The organism is Nocardiopsis sp. CC223A, from assembly GCF_030766825.1.
Lineage (GTDB): Bacteria > Actinomycetota > Actinomycetes > Streptosporangiales > Streptosporangiaceae > Nocardiopsis.
The window spans coordinates 35,978-57,767 of sequence record NZ_JASFDV010000023.1 but is presented as its reverse complement, the minus strand read 5'-3'; the positions used below and the strand labels follow the sequence as shown (position 1 = coordinate 57,767).

Genomic DNA, 21,790 nt, shown 5'->3' with positions numbered 1-21,790 from the left:
CGCCCCGTCAGCCGCGGACCAGGAACTCCAGGCCGCGCCGGGTCGTGGTGGACAGGCGCAGGTCCCCGAGCTGGTCGGGGGAGAACCAGGCGCAGTCGGCGGTGGAACCGCCCTCCTCCAGCACCCGGGCTGGAACCGGGTGCGCCACGTGCACGTGGGAGAACACCCACACCGCGTACACCTCGTATCCGGTGGGCGGGACGCGGTGGTGGCTGGAGACCGTGATGAGGCGGCCCACCACGCCGTCCTGGCCGGTCTCCTCGCGCACCTCGCGGCGCAGTGCCGAGCGCACGTCCTCGCCCGTGTCGACGCCGCCGCCCGGCAGGTGCCAGGTGCCCGCGCCGGGGAAGCCGTCGGCGATGAGGCTGAGCAGGATGTGCCCGGCCGGGTCGGTGACGATCCCGTAGGAGGCCATGCGGCGCAGCCGCGGCCGGGCGTCGGTCGGGGCGGGCTCCTCCGGGAGCAGCTCGGCCAGGCCCGGCTCCAGCCCCTGCGGCGGCAGGACCGCGGGCCAGTCGCCGACCGCGTCGGGGGTGGCGAACACCACCCGGTCCACGTGCAGCGGGGCCGGGGCCCGGCCCGGGGCGGAGGCGACCTCGGTGATCACGTCCAGGGCGATGAGCGGGGCGTCCGCGGGCAGGCCGCCCAGGCTCCGGGCCAGGGCGGCGGGGTCCTGGCCGAACAGCACCCGGGCGCCCCGAAGCCGGGGGCCGTCCGGCCCGCGGGCGACCAGGTGCACGGTGACCCGGCGGGGGAGTGCGGGGATCACAGCGTCCCCGCGGTGGCCGCGGGCAGGCCGACCAGCCGCAGCAGTTCGTCCAGGCTGTGGACGGTGGTGACACCGTCGAAGCGGCGGCCGTGGTGGCGGTCGATCATGACCGGGTGCATGCGCGAGGCGACCGCGCCCACGCCGTCGGCCTGGATCTGGTCGCCCACGTGCCAGCAGGCGGTGGGGTCCACGCCCAGGCGCTGGGCGGCGAGGTGGAAGATGCGCGGGTCGGGCTTGCCGGCGCCCGCGCTGTCGGCGCAGACCACGGTGTGGAAGTAGGGGGTCAGCTCCAGGGCCTGCATCTTGGCGTGCTGTAGGGCCTCGATCCCGTTGGTGAGGACGGCCAGCCGGTACCCGGCCGAGACCAGGGCGGCCAGGGCGGGGACGGTGTCGGGGAAGACCTGCCAGGCCGAGCGGTGCACGTCCAGGTAGAGCCGGTACAGCTCGTCGCAGTGCTGGTCGGCGATGCCCGAGTGGCCGGCCTGGACGGCCAGGGCGCGCACCCGTTCGCGGCGCTGCTCCTCCAGGGACAGGTCGCCGCGCAGGTAGGCGCCGAAGGAGATCTCGGTCTGCACGTCCCACAGTGTCCGGGCGGCACCGAAGTCCGGGTGGCCGATCCGCTCCATGAGTGCGCGCAGCCCGGCCGAGGACGCGGCGGCGTCGTCGATCAGGGTGTCGTCCAGATCGAAGCAGATGGCGGTCGGGGCAGCGGGTATGTTCGGCATCGTTCCTCAACTGGGTGAGCAGGACAAAACATGCCAACGCTAACCCGTGCAGATGACGAAAAAGGGGTAAACCCCATCGAATGGGATGTGTCCAGGGTCACATGCGGTGTCGCCGACGCACGTCACGTGTCCGCGGAACGGGCTAGGGCAGGCGCTGGAACCACAGCAGGGACGTGATCGACGTGGCCAACGCCAGCAGGATCGCGACCAGCACGAACCGTGTGACGATCTCCTCGTGCACCGTCTCGGTCCCCAGCGACGAGCCGATGTCCTCGTAGACGCCGTCCAGCTCGTTTCCGCTCTCGGCCTCGTAGAAGTGCCCATCGGTGATCTGCGCCAGCTCCTGGAGCGCCTCCTTGTCGATGTCCGCCGGGACCTGGTAGCCGTCGATGTCGATCATCGCCGCCCCCGTGCCGAACGCGATCGTCGACACCGGGACGCCCTGGTCGCGGGCGACCGCCGACGCCTGGTCGATCTCCCGGCCGCTGGTGTTCTCCCCGTCCGACAGCAGCACGATCGCCGACGGTGGCGGATCCTCCTGCGACTCCTCGTCGAACCCGCGGATCGCCTCCAGCGACGCGAACACGCCCTCACCGATCGCCGTGCCCGGACCCAGTTGCAGGTTCTCGATCGACCCGATCACCGCCTGGTGGTCCTGGGTGGGGGAGGACACCACCGTCGCCTGCGCCGAGAACGCCACCAGCCCCACGTTGAACCGGTCCGGCAGCGTCTCCACGAACCCCTGCGCCGACTCCTTGGCCGCCCGCAGCCGGTCCGGATCGATGTCGGTGGCCGCCATCGACAGGGACACGTCCACCGCCACGATGATCGTCGCCCGCTCGCGCGGCTGCTCCACCGGCATCGCCGGGAGCGCCATCGCCGTGATCAGCACCCCCAGGGCGCCAGTGAACAGCACCGCGGGCACGTGCCTGCGCACGTCCGGCCGGTGCGGCGCCACCTGGTCCAGCAGGGACAGGTTGGTGAACCGCACCGTGTACTCGCGCCGCTGCGTCTGCGCGAACACGTACGCCCCCACCAGCGGGACGAGCAGCAGCAGCCACCACAACCGCTCGGGTTCCAGGAAGGTCATCGCCCACTCCCCCGTCTCCAGGCCCGGCCCGCCCTCATCGCGGCGCCCCCGGCGTGTGCCGGGACAGCCGGTGCGCGGTCCGCCTCTGGTGGATCACGAACCGTGCAATGTCCAGTACCCAATCACGGTCGGTCCGCAGCACCAGATGCTGCACCCCGCAGCGGCGCAGTGCCCGCCGCACCTCCTCGCGCTGGGCCCGTGCCGCTTCACGGTACCGCTCGCGCACCGCGCGGTTGAGCCGCACATCGCGCACCCGGCCGGTCACCGGGTCGCGCAGCGTCACGTCGCCGACCTCGGGCAGGTCCAGCTCCCGGGGGTCGATCACCTCCACGACCAGCACCTGGTGCCGGGAGGCCAGCCGCGACATCGGCCGCTCCCAGGGCACCTCGCCGCCGAATGCCGGGGTGCCCAGGAAATCGGAGATCACCACCCGCAGCCCGCGCCGCCGCCGGGACCGCACCAGGTCGTCGACCGCCTCGGCCAGCCCCGGACCGCCGCCCTCCCGGGAGGTGTCCCCGGTGGGGGCCGCCGCCACCGTCGCCAGCAGCGACAGCAGCGCCTCGTTGCCCGAACGGGCGGGCCAGCGCCGGATCACGCCCCGGTGCAAGAAGTGCGCCCCGAACCGGTCGGCCACCCGCTGGGTCAGCAGGGTGACGGCGACCATCGCGCCCACCGCCACCTCGCGTTTGACGTGCCGGTCGGTGCCGAAGTCCATGCTCGCCGACAGGTCCAGCAGGGTCCAGCTCTCCAGTTCCCGGTCGGCGACCAGGTCCCGCACGTGCGGGGTGTCGGTGCGGGCGGTCACCGCCCAGTCCATGCGCCGCACATCGTCCTCGCCCGGCTGGTACAGCCGGGCCTCGGCGGCCTCCGAACCCGGCCCCAGGCGCAGGCCCATGTGCTCACCGTGCAGCAGGCCCTCCAGCCGGTGCACGATGCGCAGGTCCAGCCGGCGCAGCGCCGAGCGCAGCCGCGGGTCGTTCCCCAGGGAGGTCACGGGGCCTCACTTGCGGGCGACGAACGAGGCGGTCTCCCCGCTGGGCGGTTCGTCCCAGATCACCCGGGGAGCGGGCACCGTCGCCAGGATGCGGTCCACCACCTGGACGGCGGTCACCCCGTCGGCCAGGGCGTCGAAGCTGAGCACCAGGCGGTGCGCGATGACGTCGCGGGCCAGCACCCGCACGTCGTCGGGGAGCACGTAGTCGCGCCCGCGCAGCAGCGCCAGGGCGCGGGCCGCCGCCACCAGGCCCAGGGTGGCGCGCGGACTCGCGCCGACCTCCAGGATCCCGCGCAGGTCCGGCATCTGGTGCGCCTCGGGTTCGCGGGTGGCCATCACCAGCCGCACCACGTAGTCGGCGATGAGCTGGTGGACGTGCACCTTCTCGGCGTCGGCCTGTAGCTCGCCCAGGGTGACCGGGTCCAGGACCTGGTGCGCGGTGGGCGGTTCGGTGGACATCCGGCGCAGGATCTCCATCTCCTCGTGCGCCCGGGGGTGACCCACGTCGACCTTCATCAGGAACCGGTCGCGCTGGGCCTCGGGCAGCGGGTACACGCCCTCGGACTCGACCGGGTTCTGTGTGGCGATGACGATGAACGGGGAAGGGAGGGGGTGGGTGATCCCGCCCAGGGAGACCTGCCGTTCGGCCATGACCTCCAGCAGGGCCGACTGCACCTTGGCGGGGGCGCGGTTGATCTCGTCGGCCAGGACGAAGTTGGCGAACACCGGGCCCAGCTCCACGTCGAACTTCTCGGTGGAGGGGTGGTAGATGCGCGTGCCGACGATGTCGGAGGGCACCAGGTCCGGAGTGAACTGGATGCGGGTGAAGGAACCACCGGTCACCTTGGCCAGCGTGGACACCGCCAGGGTCTTGGCGATGCCCGGTACCCCCTCGATGAGGCAGTGGCCCTTGGCGACCAATGCGATGAGGGAGCGCTCCACCATGCGCTCCTGTCCCACGATGACCGTGGACACCTCGTGCAGCGCCGCGCGCAGCAACCGGGTGGGCTCGCCCGGGGCGCCGTCGGAACCCGGGGGGGACGCGCCGTTGCCGGGTGAGGACTGTGCCATGTTCCGCCTTCCGGGCCCGGCGCCCCGCCGGGGCGCCGGATAGGTTGTGGATCACTCACCTGTGGGCGAGACTACCCGCTCCGGGCACGTCGTTCCGGTGCACAACGCGCCGAAGGGGACGGAGCGGACGCGGTGCGGGCGGGGCGGAAGGGGGTGGGGGCGTGACGGCTCCCCTGATGGAACTGAATGCGGGCGACCCGCGCCAGCTGGGCGCCTACCGGCTCCAGGGCCGGTCGGGCGAGTCCGCGCTGGGCGTGGTCTACCTGGGGCGCGACCGCGAGGGCTCGGCGGTGGAGGTGGCCGTGCTGAACCCGGGCGCGGTGGCCGACCCGCAGGCCCGGGAGCGGTTCGCGGACGCGGTGCGGGCCGACCCCGGTGTGCTCTCGGCGCGCACCCAGGGCCGCTCGGTGCTGTGGGTGGCGGTCCCCGGTGGGGGAGAGGGCGCCGCCCGGTTCCTGGAGCAGGCCGGCCGGCCCGGCCGCGTCGCCGCACGGGGGCCGGTGGTGATGCCGCACTGGGCGGGTGCCCGGTCCGGGCCCGCGGTGCCGTGGGCGCCCTGGGCGGGCCGCCGTGACAGCGCGGTGGAGGAGGGGCGCGGCAACTGGTGGCTGATCGGCGGGCTGGGCGCGGTCCTGCTGCTGATCCTGGCGCTGGTGGCGCTGCTGTACTGGTTCATGCTCCAGTTCCCGCCGCCGGAGATGCCCGTGCCGGGCCAGCCGGTACCGGAGGAGGGGCCCTCGGGGGAGAGCGGCGAGGAGAGCGGGCCCACTCCGGAGGAGGACGGGGACGGCGACCCCTCGACCCCGGTGGTCCCCACGCCGGGGGAGGGCGAGGAGGGCTGGAGCGAGAACCCGGAGGACAACCTCTGACGCCCCCCGGCGGCCGGCGCGGCCTCGGCCGGATCATATAAATCTACGTCGTAAAGGCGGCGCGACCTCACTGTAAAAGCCAACACGACGAAAAAGAAGGAGTGCGGCTACGCCGCACCCTCCTTCCCAAGCCCCGGAGTGAAGGGGGTATCGGCGTGTCGCGGCCCCGGGGCCGGCCGCGAGAACGCGCTCAGCGGCCCGTAGCGGGGCCGGGAACGGCCGCCGCCGGTGATGGGAAGGGTCGGCGGGGTCCTAGGCTGTTCGGCGTGGTGAAGGCGCTGAAAGAAGTGACAGGCACGCGGTACGTCCTACCGCTGCGCGAGGGCGGTTCGCTGCCCGGACTCGTCGAGGCCGACGACCTCGGCATGTACGTCGTGAAGTTCATCGGGGCGGGCCAGGGGCGCAAGACACTGGTCGCCGAGATCATCTCCGGTGAACTGGGGCGCGCGCTGGGACTGCCCGTTCCGGAGCTGGCCCTGGTGGACTTCGACGCGGTCATCGCGCGGGGCGAGCCCGACCAGGAGGTGCAGGAGCTGCTCAAGGCCAGCGGCGGTCTCAACCTTGGGATGGACTTCCTGCCGGGTTCGCTGGGGTTCGACCCGCTCGCCTTCGGGGTGGACCCCGGGTTCGCCGGCCGCGTGCTGTGGTTCGACGCGCTGACCGGCAACGTCGACCGGTCGTGGCGCAACCCGAACATGGTGGTGTGGCACGGGGAGCCGTACCTGATCGACCACGGTGCGACGCTGATCTTCCACCACTCCTGGGCCAACGCGGACCGTTTCGTCGGTCGCGCCTATGACGCCTCCGACCACGTCCTGCTGCCGTCGTCGCCGGATCTGGCGGCCGCCGACGCCGCGTTCGCGCCGTTGGTGACCGAGGAGCTGCTGCGGGACGTGGTGGGTCTGGTGCCCGACGTGTGGCTGGCGGGCGAGCCGGGGTTCGGTTCCCCGGAGGCGGTGCGGGAGGCGTACGTGCGCCATCTGGCCGCTCGGGTGTCGGACCGTTCGTGGCTGCCGGAGGTGGAGCGGTGAGCGTGCGCAGGTACAGCGATGCGGTGACGACGGGCCGGGTCGGCGAGGACCGCGACCGGGCGGTGTTCGAGTACGCGCTGCTGCGGGTGGTCCCGCGGGTGGAGCGCGGTGAGTGCGTGAACGCCGGGGTGATCCTGTACTGCCAGGAGCGGGCGTTCCTGGCGGCCCGTGCCGAGGTGGACGAGGCCCGGCTGCTGGCGTTGGACCCGGGGGTGGACGTGGCCGGGGTGCGGCGTGCGCTGGAGGCCGTGGAGGCCCTGTGCCGGGGTGGTGCGGTGGCGGGTGCCGCGGGCCGGGAGCGGCCCGGGCAGCGGTTCCGGTGGTTGACGGCGCCGCGGAGCACGATCGTGCAGCCGGGGCCGATCCACGGGGGGTTGACGGAGGATCCGGCGGTCGAGGTGGAGCGGTTGCTGGACCGACTCGTAAGGTAGCGTGCCGTGCCGTAACGGATGTCACAGGTGTTTCGGGGTTATTGAAGGAGATTTTTCGCGGGTCCCGGTGTTGGGATGGAGTGGCTCCCCTGGTCGCGCTCCCACGTGCCGGGGCCCTTCTCGTTTCTGTGAACTCTCTTCCTCGATCCCGTCGAGATCCTTTGGAGTGGCCTGTGCAGTCCCCGAACTCCCCTGACACGGTGCCCGGGCCGGTGGCGGCCGAGGGTGCGCCGCCGGTGGCGCGTGCGCGCCGGTCGGTGGTGCTGCTGGTCCTGGTGCTGGGTGTGCTGGCGGCGGTGGGTCCGTTGGCGACCGACATGTACCTGCCGGCGTTTCCGCAGATCGCCGAGGATTTGCGGGCCTCGGAGGCGCAGATCCAGTTGACGTTGACGTCGATCATGTTGGGGTTGGCGGTCGGCCAGCTGGTGATCGGTCCGATGAGCGATGCCTGGGGGCGGCGGGTTCCGCTGCTGGTGGGCGGTGCGGTGTTCACGGTGACGTCGGTGCTGTGCGTGTTCGTGCCGGATGTGACGTTGTTCGTGGCGTTGCGGTTCGTGCAGGGTGTGGCCGGTGCCGCGGGTGCGGTGATCTCGCGTGCGGTGGTGCGGGACCTGTTCAAGGGCGATGACGCGGTGCGGTTCTTCTCGCGGTTGGCGCTGGTGATGATGCTGGCCCCGTTGTTGGCGCCGTTGGCGGGTGCGCAGTTGTTGCTGGTGGGTCCGTGGCAGTTGAGTTTTTGGGTGCTGGCGGCGATGTCGGCGGTGAGCTTCGTGCTGGTGCTGGTGTGGTTGCCGGAGTCGTTGCCGGTGGCGGAGCGGCGTGCGCAGGGGCCGCGGGTGCTGGGTGCGACGGTGGTGGGGTTGGTGCGTCAGGCGCGGTTCGTGGGGCCGGTGCTGACGTTGGGTCTGGGTTTCGGGATGTTGTTCACGTATGTGTCGGCGTTCTCGTTCGTGGCGCAGCAGGAGCTGGGGGTGTCGGCGCAGACCTATGCGTGGTTGTTCGCGGTGAACTCGCTGGGGATGTTGGCGGGGACGCAGGTGAACGGGTTCTTGGTGGGTCGGATGGAGACGTTGCGGCGTCTGGGTCTGGGCCTGGTGGTGGGTTTGTCGGCGGTGTCGGGTCTGTTGGTGGCGGCTCTGGTGGGTGTGGAGTCGTTGTGGCTGGTGGTGGGGTTGCTGGCGTTGATGATGTTCAGTACGGGTTTCATCATGCCCAATGCGACGGTGACGGCGTTGGACGGTCAGCCGGCTGCGGTGGCGGGTACGGCGTCGGCGCTGATGGGTGCGTTGCAGTTCGCTCTGGGCGGTGGTGTGGCGGCGTTGGCCGGGTTGACGCCGTCGGGTGAGGCGTCGTTGGTGAGTATGGCCGTGGTGATGGTAGGTGCCGCGGTGTTGGCGGGTGTGTCGTTCGTGTGGACGGTGCGTTCGGCGGTGCGTGCGCGGGTGTGATCGGTGCGGGTGCCCATTGGCCCCATGACCCCATGTCAGGGGTTGTGGGGCCTTGGTGTTTTGTGGCTCTCTCCATGTTGCCGTGGGCGGGGGAGGTTGGGCATTGTAGGGGAACTATTTCCCCCTTGGTGCGGGATGTCTTTTCTGTGCGGGCCGGTGGGGTCCGTGCTCTTCGACGCTGTTTGAGGATGAGTGGTCTGTGGTCATGGGCGAGGCGAGTGTCGGCCCCGGTGGATGGGCCCGGCGGGTGTCCGGGTTGAGCGACCTGGTCTACGCGACGGCGACCGAGGATGCGCATGCGGAGTTGTTCTCGGTGCCGGAGGAGGGGCGTCGGGGCGGTCGGTGGGTGTCGGTGAGCGCGGGGGCGTTCGCGACGGATGTGACGGGGGTGGCCAAGGGGTTGGTGGCCGCCGGTGTGGGTGAGGGCGACCGGGTGTTGGTGATGTGCGCCGATCACCTGGATTGGGTGCGGTTGGCGTTCGCGGTGTGGTCGGTGCGGGCGGTGTTGGTGCCGTTGCCGGTGTCGGCTGCGCCGGAGCGTGTGGTGCATGCGGTGCGTCAGACGCGTCCTGCGGCTGCTGTGGTGGAGGGTGAGGGTCCGCTGCGGGCGGTGGCGGCGTTGCAGCGGGAGCTGCCGGATCTGGGCCGGGTGTGGCGGTTCGAGCCGGGTTTGGCGGAGATCGTGTCGTTGGGTGCGTACATGGATGCTTCGTCGGTGCGGTTCCGTCGGGATGCGACGGAGCCGGAGGATGTGGCGGTGGTGCTGTATCCGGTGAGCACGGTGTCGCGGTGGATGCGCGGGGTGGCGTTGTCGCACGGTGCGCTGGTGGGGGCTGCGGCCGATCTGGTGGATCGGTTGGGTCCGCGGGTGGCGGAGCTGGGGCCGGGGAAGGCGACGGCTCTGTCGGATGCGGCGTTGTCGCAGATTCAGGGGCTGGCGACGGTGTTGGCGTGTGTGGTGGGTCGGGTGCGGTTGGGGTTGGGGGGCGGTGGTCGGTTCCTGGATCGGGTGCGGGGGTTCGGGCCGTCGGTGTTGGTGTGCGGTGCGGGGGTGTTGGAGGAGGTCTTCGAGGGGGAGCGGGGGAGCGCCCGGTCGACGGGGTGGGATTCGTTGGGGACGTTCAATTCCGCGGTGGATGCGGCGGTGCAGTTCGATCGTTCGCCGAAGAAGAGTGCGTGGCAGCGGTTGTCGCGGTCGATGTACGACTGGCAGTTCGCGAAGGTGCGGGAGGTGTTGGGGGACCGGGCGCATCTGGTGGTGTGCTGGGGCGGTGGGTTGTCGGACCGGTTGGACTCCTTCTACGGGGGTGTGGGGGTGCCGGTGATGCAGGTGTTCGGTACGGCGGAGACGGCGGGGGTGTTCGCGGCGAACGCGGTGGGGGCGCGGGTGCCGGGTTCTGTGGGTCGTGCGTTGGAGGGGCGCGAGGTGTGGGTGTCGCGTGAGGGTGAGGCCCATGTGCGCGGTGGTGCGGTGTTCGCGGGGTACTGGGGTGATGAGGCCGGGACGCGGTCGGCGTTTCGTGAGGGGTGGTTGGCGACGGGGTTCGCGGGGTCGGTGGACGGTGACGGGTTCGTGTCGGTGAGGGGCCGGTTGCGGGCGCAGGCCGCGGTGGAGGCGGTGCCGGGTCGGTTCTCGGCCGGGGGGGCGCGTCCTGCGGTGGAGGCCGCTCCGGTGGTGGAGGCCGTGGAGGTGGAGGAGCCTGTGGTGGAGCGTCCGGTGCCGGAGCCGGATGCGACGTTGGCGTTCCCGGTGGTGGAGGCCGAGCAGCCGCAGGTGGTGTCGGATGCGGAGTTGGTGGCGGGGTTCGAGGGGCGGTTGCGGTCGCATCCGTTGATCAGTCAGGTGTTGGTGATCGTGGAGGGTCGGCCTTTCGCGAGTGCGTTGATCACGTTGGTGCGGGATCAGTTGGAGTACTGGCGGTTGGTGAACGGTCGGCCGTTGTCGATGGCGCCGGAGGAGATCGCGGGGGATCGGGATCTGCTGCGGGAGGTGCAGGGGTTGGTGTACGAGGCCAATCGGAGTGTGCCGCGGCATTTGGCGGTGCGGTCGTTCCATGTGTTGGCGGAGGAGTTCACGGTGCAGTCGGGGTTGGTGCATCCGTCGGGTGAGTTGCGGCGTGAGGCGGTGCTGAGGGCGTTCTCGGAGGAGATCGACGGGTTGTACCGGGTGCGTCGGGAGCAGTAGGGGCGGGTGTGCGCAGGGCCCCGGGGCGTGAAGTCCCGGGGCCCTTTTCGTTGTGTCTATTGGCCGTTGAGGTAGGCGAGGACGGCCAGGACGCGGCGGCTGTCGTCGGAGGAGGGGGGTAGGTCGAGTTTGGTGAAGATGTTGTTGATGTGTTTGCTGACGGCTTTTTCGGTGATGTAGAGGCGTCCGGCGATGGCGGAGTTGGAGCGGCCTTCGGCCATTTCGGAGAGGACTTCGCGTTCGCGGGGGGTGAGTTGGCCGAGGGGGCCCTGGGTGTCCTGGCGGGCGAGGAGTTGGGAGATGACGGCGGGGTCCATGGCGGTGCCGCCGGCGGCGACGCGGCGGACGGCTTCGATGAATTGGCCGATGTCGAAGACGCGGTCTTTGAGGAGGTAGCCGACGCCGCCGGTGTCGTCGGAGAGGAGTTCGCGGGCGTAGAGCTGTTCGACGTGTTGGGACAGGACGAGGATGGGCAGGCCGGGGATCTGGGTGCGGGCGGAGATGGCGGCCTGGAGGCCTTCGTCGGTGAAGGTGGGGGGGAGGCGGACGTCGACGACGGCGACGTCGGGGCGGTGGTCGGTGAGGGCTTTGTGGAGGTCGGGGCCGTTGTCGACGGCGGCGACGACGGTGAAGTCGTGGGCTTGGAGGAGTTTGATCAGTCCTTCTCGGAGGAGGGCGAGGTCTTCGGCGATGACAACGCGCATGGGATCTCCAGGGTGACGATGGTGGGTCCGCCTGCGGGGCTGGTGATGTTCATCGTGCCATCGAAGGCGTCGATGCGGCGGCGGATGCCGGCGAGTCCGCTGCCGGGGGCGGCGTCGGCGCCGCCGTGGCCGTTGTCGGTGACGGTGATGACGAGGCGGTCGTTGCCGTGGTTGATGTGGACCCATGCGTGGGTGGCGTCGGCGTGTTTGGCGGTGTTGGTGAGGAGTTCGGCGATGGCGAAGTAGGCGGCGGATTCGACGGGGTCGGCGGGGCGGCCGGGGAGGGTGACGGTGACGGTGATGGGGAGGTGGTGGGTGAGGGCGAGGGCGTGGACGGCGCCGTGGAGTCCGCGTTCGACGAGGACGGGTGGGTGGATGCCGCGGACGAGGTCGCGGAGTTCGATGAGGGCGGTGCGGGTGGTCTCGCGGGCTTCGGCGAGCATGGTGCGGGCGGTGGCGGGGTCGTGTTCGACGATCTGTTCGGCCATGCCGAGGTTCATGCCGAGGGCGACGAGGCGGGCTTGGGCGCCGTCGTGGAGGTCGCGTTCGATGCGGCGGATTTCGGCTGCCTGGGTGTCGATGGTGTTGGCGCGGCTGGTGGCGAGGTGGGCGACGCGGGCGGTGAGGCGGGCTTTTTCGGAGGGTTGGAGGAGGATGCGGTTGAAGGTGGTGTAGAGGCGTAGGGCGGGGGTGGCGAGGATGAGTCCGAGGGTGATGAGGAGGGTGGCGGGGATGAGGAGGAGGAGGTGTTCGGTGGTGTCGGTGGGGGTGTAGGTGCCGTAGATGGGGGTGTTGCCGGTGAGGTTGAGGGCGTGGAGGGTTTGGTAGGTGCCGTGGCCGATGAGGGTGATGGGGAGGGCGATGAGGAGGATGTTGACGGTTCCGGTGATGAGCCAGAGGAGGTCTTTCCAGGTGGCGGGGTCGGTGATGATGATGCTGGCGCGGCGGTTGATGCCGGTGGTGGGTAGGGGGCGGTAGCCGGAGTGGACGGGGCGGTGGTGGTCGAGGTGGGTGAGGGTGCGGCGTTGGCTGTCGGCGAGGGTTCGCAGGAGGTGTCCGGTGAGGATGATGAAGGGGAGGCCGATCCAGACGAGGGAGAGGACGGCGGAGGCGATGACGAGGGGGAGTAGGAGGAGGGCGGCGATGTTCTGGGAGAGGAGGAGGAAGAGGTAGGCGAGGGTGGTGAGGGGGCCTGCGCGGTGGTGGTGTGCGGTGGCCATGGTGGGTGCCGGTCCTCTTCCGTTGGTGTGCGGTGGGTTCCATTGTGGCGTGTCGGGTGTGGGGTGGTCGGTGGTGGTGGCTCCCCTGGTGGTGGGTGTGCGGGGGTGTCGGGTGCGGGGTGGTTCGGTGGGTTGTGGGTGGGTTGTGGGCTGGGTGGGTGTGGGTTTTTGGCGCAACTCGCCGCCGACGATTTCCCGTGTGTTGGCATGACCTGTGATGATCGTGGGTGTGTGGCGTGAACTGATTCTGGAGTTGTATCCGGAGGCCGATCTTCGTGATCCGGCCGATGAGGCGGCGTTGGCCGAGGTCGAGAAGCGTTTGATGCTGCCGTTGCCGTTCGAGTTGGCGTCGTTGCTGCGGGAGACCGACGGTGTGGTCAACGAGTACGGGGATGCGGTGGTGTGGAGTGCGCAGCGTTTGGTGGAGGACAATCTGGCGATGCGGGGTGAGCCGGATTACCTGGAGTTGTACGCGCCGTTCGACGAGATGATCTTCTTCGGGGATTCGGACATGGGTCCGCAGTTCGCTTATGTGCACACGGACTATGGTCCGGGGGTGGTGGTGTGGGACCACGAGACGGATCGGCGCCGGTTGGTGGTGGTGTCGTTGCGTGATTATCTGGCGCGGTGTCTGTTGCAGGGCAATGCGTGGTTCCGTTGACCGTGTGGTCGCCCACCTGGGGTTCCGTGCTATTTTGCGGGGTGGTGCGGCGGTGTGCGCCGCCGGTGATCGCGTTGTGAGAGTGGGACCCCTATGCCGGATGAGTCGCGGGTGGCGGCCGTTGTTCAGGGTCGTGATGTGGCCGACTTCCCGGAGTTGGCGCCGGAGGCGGCGCGGGGTTCGGTGCGGCGGATCACGGTGACGGGTGAGGATGTGCTGCACCGTCGTAATCGGGATGTGCCGGCTCGGATGCTGGGTGGCGGGGAGCTGCACCGGTTGATCGATGACATGTTCGTGACGATGTACGCGGCCGAGGGTGTGGGGTTGGCGGCGAACCAGGTGGGTGTGGACCTGCGGGTGTTCGTTTATGACTGCCCTGATGATGAGGGTGTGCGTCATGTGGGGCATGTGGTGAATCCGGTGTTGGACGAGCGTGATCCCGATGATGCCGTGGTGGTGGAGAGCGAGGGGTGTTTGTCGGTGCCGGGGCCGCATGCGGAGTTGGGGCGTGCGGAGCATGCGACGGTGCGCGGGGTGGATCGGGACGGGGAGCCGGTGGTGGTGAGCGGGAGCGGGTATTTCGCCCGGTGCCTTCAGCATGAGACCGATCACACGTTGGGTCGGTTGTACATCGATCGGTTGTCGGCGCGGGAGCGCAAGCGGGTGTTGAAGAAGATGAACGAGATGGCCAACGATGTGTTCGCGCGTCGTGTGGAGCGGGCGGCCGAGCTGGAGCGGGAGTTCGCCGGCTGACCTGGAGGGGCTTGTCGGGGGTGGGGGCCTGTGGGGGTTCCCGCCCCTTTTTTTGTGCGGTCGGGGCGGCGGCCTCTTTCGTTTTTTTGTTCGATTCCGTGCCGGTGGGTGGTGTGGCCCGGGGTGGGGGTGCCTTTGGTGGGTTTTCAGGGCCATTTGTGGGGTGTGCGGGGTTCCAGTGGGTGTTCTGGCACCGCGAGTGGCACCTTTCGGGGGGTGTGTGGTCTTTTTGTTACCGCGTGGGGCGGTAGATTGCCCGGCATGAGCGACGGGGAACAGAAAGTGATCGTGTACACCGACGGGGCGTGCAGTGGCAATCCCGGCCCCGGCGGGTGGGGGGTGTGGCTGCGCTACGGGGAGCACGAGAAGGAGATCTACGGCGGTGAGGAGCAGACGACCAACAACCGGATGGAGCTGATGGCGGCCATTCGGGGGTTGGAGAGCCTGACCAAGCCGGTGCCGGTGGTGGTGTACACCGATTCGTCGTACGTGCGCAACGGGATCACGTCGTGGGTGGCGGGGTGGAAGCGGCGCGGGTGGCGTACCGCGGACAAGAAGCCGGTCAAGAACGTGGACCTGTGGCAGCGGCTGGACGAGGTGGCCGCGGGGCACGACGTGGAGTGGCGGTGGGTGCGCGGGCACAGCGGGGACGAGGGCAACGAGCGGGCCGATGAGCTGGCGCGGCGCGGTCGTGATGAGGCCGCCGCGCTGCGGTAGCGCGCACCGGTGAGGGGCACCCCGGCGCGGGGTGCCCTTTTCGTGTGTTCTCAGGAGGTGTCGGCCCGGTCGGGGTCCGGGTGGTCCTCGGGGTCGTCGGCGATGAGCAGGCGGCGCGGCCCGGAGCCGTCGGCGGCGAGCTCGTCGTCGGGGTTGACCAGGACGCAGGAGTCCAGGGACAGGCAGCCGCAGCCGATGCAGCCGGTGAGGTCGTCGCGCAGGCGGACGAGTTGGGCGATGCGGGCGTCGAGTTCGTCGCGCCACTGTTCGGAGACCAGGGCCCAGTCGGCGCGGGTGGGGGTGCGGTTGTCGGGCAGCCGGTCCAGGGCCTGGCGGATGCGGGCCAGGGGGATGCCTACGCGTTGGGAGACGCGGATGAAGGAGACGCGGCGCAGGGTGTCGCGGCGGTAGCGGCGTTGGTTGCCGGCGGTGCGGCGGCTGTGGATGAGGCCTTGGCGTTCGTAGAAGTGCAGGGCGGAGACGGCCACGCCGGAGCGTTGGGAGACCTGCCCCACGGTGAGTTCCTTGGTGATGGGCGGCACGGTCGTCAAGTCTAGGGGCGGGTGCGGTGGGTGCCGCGCAGGGCGTAGAGGCGGGCGTAGGCGCCGCCGCGGACGAGGAGCTGGTGGTGGTTGCCGGTTTCGGTGACGCGGCCGCGGTGGAGCAGGAGGATGCGGTCTGCGGTGTGGGTGTGGGTGGGGCGGTCGGTGAGTTGGAGGAGGCCGGTGGTGGGTGTGGGGGTGAGGTGTTCGCCGGGTGCGGGGTGGGTGAGGACGAGGAGGTGGGCGTCGGTGAGGTCGGCGTAGTGGATGCGGGCGGTGTGGATGCGGGGGGTGAGGTCGGCGGGCAGGTCGGCCAGGGGTGTGGGGGGCGGGGTGGGCAGGCCGGCGTGGGCCAGGGCGGTGTGCAGGTGGGGGTCGTCGGGGTCGGGGTCGGGTCGGCCGGTGATGGTGTGGGCGAGGGTGGCGTGGGGGGTCGCGGTGTGGATGCGGGGGGCGGTGCGGGTGGTGATGTGTCCGTGGGCGGGTGCGGTGCGGCCGGTGAGCAGGTCGGTGAGGGTGGTGGTGTGGTCCTTGGGCAGGCCGATGAGGGCGACGTGTTCGCCGGGGTGGACGGCCAGGTCCAGGTGGGAGAGCAGGGGGGTGTGGGACACGTCGTGGAACTCGACGAGGGGGCGGGCGCTGGGTGCGGTGGTGGCGGGGCTGCGGTGCAGCCGGTCGCGGTCGGTGAGCCTCACGGGTGTCCGTTCGTGGTGGTGGGGTGTCATGGGGCTGTGATAGCCGCGGGCGCGTGAGAGTTCTCGTTATCTGTTCGTGTCTTTCTTCTCATGGTGGGGCGCCCCCGCGGGGTGTGTCCTTTTTCGTGGGGTGTGCGATCTTGCGGTCATGGCGGGCGGGTGGTGGGGTGGGGGCATGGGACACGAGGTCGTGATCGTCGTCTTCGACGGGGTGCAGAGCCTGGACGTGACGGGGCCGTTGGAGGTGTTCGCGGAGGCGGCCCGGGCGCCGGGGGCGGACTACCGGGTGCGGGTGGGGTCGCTGGGCGGGCGTGCGGTGACCGCCTCCAGCGGGTTGGGGTTGGTGCCGTCGGTGGCGTTGGAGGAGGTCGGGCGGATCGACACCCTGGTGGTGGCCGGGGGCGGGGGTGCCCGGGGCGAGGCGGATCCGGCGCTGGTGGAGTGGTTGGCGGGGGCGTGCGCGCGGGCCGGTCGGGTGGCGTCGGTGTGCACGGGGGCGTTCCTGTTGGCGCGGGCGGGGGTGTTGGAGGGGTTGCGGGTCACGACGCACTGGGCGCACTGTGCGGAGTTGTCGAGCCGGTTCCCGGGGGTGGAGGTGGACCCGGATCCGATCTTCGTGCGTCAGGGGCGGGTGCTGACCTCGGCGGGGGTGAGCGCGGGGGTGGACCTGTCGTTGGCGCTGGTGGAGGAGGACCTGGGGCGGCGGGTGGCGTTGGCGGTGGCCCGGCACCTGGTGGTGTTCCTGCGGCGCCCGGGCGGGCAGGCCCAGTTCTCGGCGCCGTTGGCGGCGCAGTGGGCGCAGCGTCCGCGGGTGCGGGAGGTGCAGCACTGGATCGTGGAGCATCCGGCGGAGGATCTGTCGGTGGAGGCGTTGGCGGCGCGGGTGGGGTTGTCGGCGCGCCAGTTCGCACGGGTGTTCGTCCGGGAGGTGGGGTGTACGCCGGGCCGGTACGTGGAGCGGGTGCGGGTGGAGGCGGCGCGGCGGTGGTTGGAGGATTCGGGGCTGGGGGTGGAGGCGGTGGCGCGGCGCAGCGGGTTCGCGTCGGCGGAGGTGATGCGGCGGGTGTTCGTGCGGTCGTTGGGGTGTTCTCCGGCGGGGTATCGGAGCAGGTTCCATGGTGCGGAAGGTGTGTGATGGGGTCGGCGGGGTCACGTCCCCTGTGGTGTGGCTTGCGTGCGGTTGCGTCGTTGCAGGTCGTCGTGCCGAAGGCGGGCGCACGCCGCCCCGGAAGGCGCCGCCGACGCGCGCTCGTCAGGAGGGAGCCGGAGAAGTCGCACCATTGGGCGGGGCACCGTCGGTGGCGGTGGTTCTGTTCGGGGGTGTGGCGGCGTTGGACGCGATCGGCCCCTATGGGGTGTCCGGGGCCGGTGCCGGGGGTGGGGTCGGCCGTGAGGGGGGTCATGGTGGCCCGTCCGGGTGTCATGGGTATGAGTGGGTCACCCCTTATCCCCTGTCGAGGCGAGGTCAGTGTGGACCGGCAAGGTGAGATCGACCGTGTACGGCTGTGGTTCACGCGGTTCGCGGACCACTACGAGGCCGGGGGCGCCGCCTCCTATGCGCGGATCGCCCGTGAGCTCGCCGCCGACGACGACATGGTGGGGCTGGTGGCGACCCTGCCGGAGGGGAACAAGCGCCAGCCCAACCTGCTGTTGGGGGCGGTGCGGTTCCTGGACGGCCCCGTCGATGACTGGGCGGGGTTCAAGGCGTGGGTGGTGGAGCACTGGGAGCCGGTGCGCAAGGTCGTGCTGGAGCGGATGACCCAGACCAACGAGGTGCGCCGCTGTGCCGCCCTGCTCCCGGTCCTGGCCACCCTGGAGGGTCCGCTGGGGTTGGTGGAGGTGGGGTCCTCGGCGGGGTTGTGCCTGTACCCGGACCGGTACGCCTACTCCTATGACGGGGCCGACCCCATCGGTGACTCGCCGCTGGTGTTGGAGTGCGCGACCTCGGGCGGGGTGCCGGTGCCGGATCGGGTGGTGGAGGTGGCCTGGCGGGCCGGGGTGGACCTCAACCCGTTGGACGTCGCCGACGAGCAGGACGTGCGGTGGTTGGAGTGCCTGATCTGGCCCGGGACCAACGAGGCGGCGCGGCGGGAGCGGTTGCGGGCGGCGGCGGCGCTGGTGGCCGCGGCGGGTCCGCCGCCGATCGTGGCCGGGGATCTGATGGAGGTCGTCGCCGACCTGGTGTCGCGGGTTCCGGCGGGGGTGACGCCGGTGGTGTTCCACGGGGCGGTGCTCACCTACCTGTCCCCGGCGCGGCGGGAGCGGTTCGCGGCGCTGATGGGGGAGCTGCCCGGGCACTGGGTGTCGTACGAGGGGTGGCCGGTGCTGCCGGCCGTGGCCGGGGCGCGGCCGCCGGTGGCCACGGACCTGACGATCGCGGTGGACGGGCGGGTGGTGGCCTGGGCCGGGGAGCACGGCCAGTCCCTCACCTGGGCCTGAGCGGCCCGGGGGTGGCGCGGGTGCGCCACCCCCCTTTTTTTCAGTGGGCGTCGACGAGGGCGATGAGCTCCTTCTTGCGTTCGGCGGGCAGGAACGAGGCCTCGAAGGAGTTGCGGGCCAGGGTGCGCAGCCGCTCGTCGTCCAGGTGCAGGTGCTCGGCCAGGGCCCGGTAGTTGTCGTCGACGTAGCCGCCGAAGTAGGCGGGGTCGTCGGAGTTGACGGTGACCAGCAGGCCGGCGTCCATGAGGGCGGGCAGGGGGTGGTCGGCCATGGTGTCCACGGCGCGCAGGCGCACGTTCGACATCGGGCACACCGTCAGCGGGGTGCGGTCGGCGGCCAGGCGGGTCACCAGGTCGGGGTCCTCCAGGCAGCGGATGCCGTGGTCGATGCGTTCCACCCCCAGGTCCAGGGCTTGGCGGATGTAGTCGGGCGGGCCTTCTTCGCCGGCGTGGGCGACCAGGCGCAGCCCCAGGTCCTCGGCGGCGGCGAACACGTCGGCGAATTGGGTCGGGGGGTGGCCGACCTCGGCCGAGTCCAGGCCCACGCCGATGATGCGGTCCAGGTGCGGGCGGGCCGCGTTCAGGGTGTCCATGGCCTCGGCGGCGGGGCGGTCGCGCAGGAAGCACAGGATGAGGTGGGTGCTGATGCCGTGGTCGGATGCGGAGGTGTCCAGGGCGGTGGTGATGCCGTTGACCACGGTGTCCAGGTCGATGCCGCGGGCGGTGTGGGCCTGGGGGTCGAAGAAGATCTCCGCGTGGCGTACGCCTTGGGCGGCGGCGCGGGTGAGGTAGGCGCGGGTGAGGTCGGTGAAGTCGGCCTCGGTGCGCAGGACGTCCATGAGGGCGTAGTACAGGTCCAGGAAGGACTGGAGGTCGGTGAACTCGTAGGCGGCGCGGAGTTCGTCGACGGTGGTGTAGGGCAGGGTGATGCCGTTGCGGTGGGCGAGGGTGAAGGCGAGTTCGGGTTCGAGGGTGCCTTCGATGTGCAGGTGCAGTTCGGCTTTGGGAAGAGGCATGCAGACCATGGTGGCGCACCCCCGGTGGTGTTCCGTCCGGTTTCGTGTGTCGGGGTGGGCGCAGGTGGGGCGCCCGTGACCTGGCAGGTCACGGGCGCCGCGGGGCGGGTGGCTATTTCTTGGTGTCGTCTTGGCCGGGGGTCCAGTTCAGGGCGCTGGCGCGTTCCATGAACTCCTCGACGGTGATGTCGCCGCGGGCGAAGCGGTCGGCCAGGGTGCGGCGGGCCTCGTGCTCGGGCGGGGTGGGCCGGGGACCGGTGGCCCACGGGGGCGGGCCGCCGCCGCGGCGGCGGATGAGGAGGAACGCGGCGGTGGCCGCGGCGATCAGCAGCAGGCAGAACATGAGTGCTCCCAGGGGTGCGAAGGGCGGCGGTCCGTCCCCCCACGGGGGGTGGCCGGCCAGGGCGGTGAGGTGGGCTGCGGTGTTCATGTGTCCCACTGTGGGCGGGCGGGGTGGTCGCGGGCATCGCCCCTGGGGCGGCTCGGGGTGTACGTCGGTGTGCGTAGGCGGGGCTGCGTCGTGGGGGCGATGCGCGGTCCGGGTGTGGAGCCTAGGGTCGGTGCCATGAGGAGTGTGCGGACGGTCGCGGTCGATGCCGGGCTGGGTCTGGTGCTGGGTGTGGCGGCCGTGGTGGCGGCGCACGGCCGGTCGGTGTGGCGGGACGGTGCGTCGTCGGGTTGGGACGGGTCGGGGCCGCCGTGGGCGGGCGGGTCGCCGCCGGACTGGGGGCAGGTGTCCCTGGGGTGGGGGGTGTGGGTCGGGGTGGCCCTGTTGGTGTTGGCGGTGGCGGTGCGGCGGGTGCGTCCGCCGGTGGCGCTGGTGGCGGCCGGTGCCGGGGCGGGGGTGTTCCTGGTCGGTGCCGGGGCGGTCGGTCCGGTCGTGGTGGTGATGGGCGCTCTGGTGGTGTTCTCCGCGGCGATCCGTATGGAGGCGGGCCGGTTCCTGGCCTGGGCGCTGCCCTTGGTGGTGGGTGCGGGGGTGCTGTCGCGGGCGGGGCGGCCGTGGTGGGGGCTGGTCGACGGGTCGCTGTGGGCGGCGGTGGCGGTGGCGGTGGGTGTGATGGCGCCGTGGGCGGGGGCGGGGGTGTTCGTGCGGGCCCGCCGTCAGGGGCGGGCCCGTGAGCGTGAGGCGGAGGTGGCCCGGCACCGGTACGAGGAGCGGTTGCGGATCGCCCGGGAGGTGCATGATCTGGTGGGGCACAGCCTGTCGGTGATCAGTATGCAGGCGGGGGTGGCGTTGCACGTGGTGGATCGGCGTCCCGAGCAGGCGGCGGTGGCGTTGGCGGCGATCCGGGACAGCAGCCGGTCGGCGTTGGAGGAGTTGCGTCGCACTCTGGCGGTGTTCCGGGGTGAGGAGGGTGCGGTGTTGGAGCCGGTGGCGGGGTTGGACCGGTTGGAGGGTGTGGTGGAGGAGATGGGGCGGGCCGGGTTGGCGGTGGAGGTGGGGCGGGTGGGGGAGGCGGTGCCGTTGCCGGGGGCGGTGGACCATGCCCTGTTGCGGATCGCCCAGGAGGGGTTGACCAATGTGCTGCGCCATGCCGGTGCGGGGGCGACGGCGCGGGTGGAGGTCGTCTTCGAGGCGGGGCGGGTGTGCCTGAGCGTGGTGGACACCGGTCCGGGGCCCGGGGTCGGGTGGCGTGAGGGGGCGGGGATCGCGGGGATGCGCGAGCGGGCCCGCGGGGTGGGCGGGGAGTTGGAGGCCGGGCCCGGGGAGCGGGGCGGTTTCGTGGTGCGGGTGTGGGTGCCGGTGGAAGGGGACGGGTGATGGTGGTGCGGGTGGTGGTGGCCGATGATCAGGCGCTGGTGCGCATGGGGTTGGGGGTGCTGATCGAGGCCGAGGAGGATCTGGAGCTGGTCGGTGAGGCCGCCGATGGGGCGCAGGCGTTGGCGGTGGTGCGGGAGGTGGTGCCCGATGTGGTGCTGATGGACGTGCGGATGCCGGTCATGGACGGGTTGGCCGCTTTGCGGGAGATCGGCGCCGACGCGGGGTTGTCGGGGGTGCGGGTGGTGGTGTTGACGACGTTCGAGCTGGACGAGTACGTGTTCGAGGCGTTGCGGGCGGGGGCGTCGGGGTTCGTGGTCAAGGACGCGGATCCGGCCGAGTTGTTGGAGGCGGTCCGGGTGGCGGCCCGGGGTGAGGCGTTGCTGTCGCCGTCGGTGACGCGGCGGGTGGTGGCGGCGTTCACGTCCTCGCGGCCGGCGGTGGGGCGGGTGGTGGACGTGGGGGTGCTGACCGAGCGCGAGCGCGAGGTGGTGGGGTTGGTGGGTGAGGGGCTCAGTAACGAGGAGATCGGGGGGCGGTTGGTGGTCTCCCCCGCCACGGCCCGCACCCATGTGTCGCGGGCGATGGTGAAGTTGGGGGCGCGGGACCGGGCGCAGTTGGTGGTGTTCGCGTTCCGGGCGGGTCTGGTGCGGTGAAGCGGTGGTGGTG

23 protein-coding genes are annotated in these 21,790 nt (G+C 71.2%); 12 read left to right on the top strand and 11 right to left on the bottom strand.

Annotated elements, in window-relative coordinates; genetic code table 11:
• Nucleotides 1–7 precede the first annotated feature (7 nt).
• The 5 genes from QJS33_RS12070 to QJS33_RS12050 all read right to left on the bottom strand — a co-directional run bounded on the left by QJS33_RS12070 (nucleotide 8) and on the right by QJS33_RS12050 (nucleotide 4,649).
• Nucleotides 8–769, bottom strand: coding sequence for an NUDIX hydrolase (locus QJS33_RS12070; RefSeq protein WP_306368021.1), 762 nt, complete (start codon nucleotides 767–769; stop codon nucleotides 8–10).
• Complete coding sequence (locus QJS33_RS12065; protein ID WP_306368020.1) at nucleotides 766–1,494, bottom strand: HAD family hydrolase; 729 nt, start codon at nucleotides 1,492–1,494, stop codon at nucleotides 766–768. Before QJS33_RS12065 ends, QJS33_RS12070 begins: the two co-directional genes overlap by 4 nt.
• 142 nt (nucleotides 1,495–1,636) lie before the next feature.
• Nucleotides 1,637–2,584 carry a VWA domain-containing protein gene (locus QJS33_RS12060; protein WP_306368019.1) on the bottom strand — a complete coding sequence of 316 codons (948 nt, stop codon included), beginning with the start codon at nucleotides 2,582–2,584 and terminating at the stop codon, nucleotides 1,637–1,639.
• A gap of 34 nt (nucleotides 2,585–2,618) precedes the next feature.
• Nucleotides 2,619–3,578, bottom strand: coding sequence for a DUF58 domain-containing protein (locus tag QJS33_RS12055; RefSeq protein ID WP_306368018.1), 960 nt, complete (start codon nucleotides 3,576–3,578; stop codon nucleotides 2,619–2,621).
• A gap of 6 nt (nucleotides 3,579–3,584) precedes the next feature.
• A complete protein-coding gene (locus QJS33_RS12050; RefSeq protein ID WP_306368017.1) occupies nucleotides 3,585–4,649 on the bottom strand; it encodes a MoxR family ATPase in 1,065 nt (354 codons plus the stop codon).
• Between the two features lie 161 nt (nucleotides 4,650–4,810).
• On the opposite strand from QJS33_RS12050, the gene QJS33_RS12045 reads away from it, so the two are divergent.
• The 5 genes from QJS33_RS12045 to QJS33_RS12025 all read left to right on the top strand — a co-directional run bounded on the left by QJS33_RS12045 (nucleotide 4,811) and on the right by QJS33_RS12025 (nucleotide 10,613).
• Nucleotides 4,811–5,518 carry a hypothetical protein gene (locus tag QJS33_RS12045; protein WP_306368016.1) on the top strand — a complete coding sequence of 236 codons (708 nt, stop codon included), beginning with the start codon at nucleotides 4,811–4,813 and terminating at the stop codon, nucleotides 5,516–5,518.
• A gap of 278 nt (nucleotides 5,519–5,796) precedes the next feature.
• Nucleotides 5,797–6,549: a HipA family kinase gene (locus tag QJS33_RS12040; RefSeq protein ID WP_372339645.1), complete on the top strand. Its 753-nt coding sequence runs from the start codon at nucleotides 5,797–5,799 to the stop codon at nucleotides 6,547–6,549.
• A complete protein-coding gene (locus QJS33_RS12035; protein ID WP_306368014.1) occupies nucleotides 6,546–6,980 on the top strand; it encodes a DUF3037 domain-containing protein in 435 nt (144 codons plus the stop codon). The genes QJS33_RS12040 and QJS33_RS12035 overlap by 4 nt, the downstream gene beginning before the upstream one ends.
• 173 nt (nucleotides 6,981–7,153) lie before the next feature.
• Nucleotides 7,154–8,428: a multidrug effflux MFS transporter gene (locus tag QJS33_RS12030; protein WP_372339643.1), complete on the top strand. Its 1,275-nt coding sequence runs from the start codon at nucleotides 7,154–7,156 to the stop codon at nucleotides 8,426–8,428.
• 205 nt (nucleotides 8,429–8,633) lie between these two features.
• Entirely contained in the window at nucleotides 8,634–10,613 is a 1,980-nt protein-coding gene (locus QJS33_RS12025; RefSeq protein WP_306368042.1) for an AMP-binding protein, read from the top strand.
• Between the two features lie 56 nt (nucleotides 10,614–10,669).
• On the opposite strand, the gene QJS33_RS12020 is transcribed toward QJS33_RS12025, so the two are convergent.
• The gene (locus QJS33_RS12020; protein ID WP_306368013.1) at nucleotides 10,670–11,317 is read right to left on the bottom strand and encodes a response regulator transcription factor; all 648 of its coding nucleotides are present in this window, start codon (nucleotides 11,315–11,317) and stop codon (nucleotides 10,670–10,672) included.
• A complete protein-coding gene (locus tag QJS33_RS12015) occupies nucleotides 11,269–12,537 on the bottom strand; it encodes a sensor histidine kinase (RefSeq protein WP_306368012.1) in 1,269 nt (422 codons plus the stop codon). The genes QJS33_RS12020 and QJS33_RS12015 overlap by 49 nt, the downstream gene beginning before the upstream one ends.
• A 217-nt stretch (nucleotides 12,538–12,754) precedes the next feature.
• Between QJS33_RS12015 and QJS33_RS12010 the strand changes: the two genes are divergently transcribed.
• The 3 genes from QJS33_RS12010 to rnhA all read left to right on the top strand — a co-directional run bounded on the left by QJS33_RS12010 (nucleotide 12,755) and on the right by rnhA (nucleotide 14,668).
• Entirely contained in the window at nucleotides 12,755–13,198 is a 444-nt protein-coding gene (locus QJS33_RS12010; protein WP_306368011.1) for an SMI1/KNR4 family protein, read from the top strand.
• 93 nt (nucleotides 13,199–13,291) lie between these two features.
• A complete protein-coding gene (gene def, locus QJS33_RS12005; protein WP_306368010.1) occupies nucleotides 13,292–13,951 on the top strand; it encodes a peptide deformylase in 660 nt (219 codons plus the stop codon).
• 261 nt (nucleotides 13,952–14,212) lie between these two features.
• Nucleotides 14,213–14,668 (top strand): ribonuclease HI, encoded by a 456-nt coding sequence (gene rnhA / locus QJS33_RS12000; RefSeq protein ID WP_306368009.1) that lies wholly within the window; start codon nucleotides 14,213–14,215, stop codon nucleotides 14,666–14,668.
• Nucleotides 14,669–14,718: 50 nt separating this feature from the next.
• On the opposite strand, the gene soxR is transcribed toward rnhA, so the two are convergent.
• Together soxR and QJS33_RS11990 are read right to left on the bottom strand one after the other, a co-directional pair.
• Complete coding sequence (gene soxR, locus QJS33_RS11995) at nucleotides 14,719–15,210, bottom strand: redox-sensitive transcriptional activator SoxR (protein ID WP_306368008.1); 492 nt, start codon at nucleotides 15,208–15,210, stop codon at nucleotides 14,719–14,721.
• Between the two features lie 11 nt (nucleotides 15,211–15,221).
• Entirely contained in the window at nucleotides 15,222–15,935 is a 714-nt protein-coding gene (locus tag QJS33_RS11990) for an ABC transporter ATP-binding protein (protein WP_306368007.1), read from the bottom strand.
• Between the two features lie 145 nt (nucleotides 15,936–16,080).
• On the opposite strand from QJS33_RS11990, the gene QJS33_RS11985 reads away from it, so the two are divergent.
• Nucleotides 16,081–17,040, top strand: a complete 960-nt coding sequence (locus tag QJS33_RS11985) for a GlxA family transcriptional regulator (protein WP_306368006.1) — start codon at nucleotides 16,081–16,083, stop codon at nucleotides 17,038–17,040.
• A 335-nt stretch (nucleotides 17,041–17,375) separates the two neighbouring features.
• Nucleotides 17,376–18,344 carry a DUF2332 domain-containing protein gene (locus QJS33_RS11980; RefSeq protein WP_306368005.1) on the top strand — a complete coding sequence of 323 codons (969 nt, stop codon included), beginning with the start codon at nucleotides 17,376–17,378 and terminating at the stop codon, nucleotides 18,342–18,344.
• A gap of 40 nt (nucleotides 18,345–18,384) precedes the next feature.
• Here QJS33_RS11980 and QJS33_RS11975 read toward each other — a convergent pair whose 3' ends face one another.
• Together QJS33_RS11975 and QJS33_RS11970 are read right to left on the bottom strand one after the other, a co-directional pair.
• Nucleotides 18,385–19,359: an adenosine deaminase gene (locus tag QJS33_RS11975; protein WP_306368004.1), complete on the bottom strand. Its 975-nt coding sequence runs from the start codon at nucleotides 19,357–19,359 to the stop codon at nucleotides 18,385–18,387.
• A gap of 112 nt (nucleotides 19,360–19,471) precedes the next feature.
• Complete coding sequence (locus QJS33_RS11970; protein ID WP_306368003.1) at nucleotides 19,472–19,789, bottom strand: SHOCT domain-containing protein; 318 nt, start codon at nucleotides 19,787–19,789, stop codon at nucleotides 19,472–19,474.
• A gap of 135 nt (nucleotides 19,790–19,924) precedes the next feature.
• Between QJS33_RS11970 and QJS33_RS11965 the strand changes: the two genes are divergently transcribed.
• Nucleotides 19,925–21,124: a sensor histidine kinase gene (locus QJS33_RS11965; protein ID WP_306368002.1), complete on the top strand. Its 1,200-nt coding sequence runs from the start codon at nucleotides 19,925–19,927 to the stop codon at nucleotides 21,122–21,124.
• Entirely contained in the window at nucleotides 21,124–21,777 is a 654-nt protein-coding gene (locus tag QJS33_RS11960) for a response regulator transcription factor (RefSeq protein WP_306368001.1), read from the top strand. Before QJS33_RS11965 ends, QJS33_RS11960 begins: the two co-directional genes overlap by 1 nt.
• The last annotated feature ends 13 nt before the right edge of the window (nucleotides 21,778–21,790 follow it).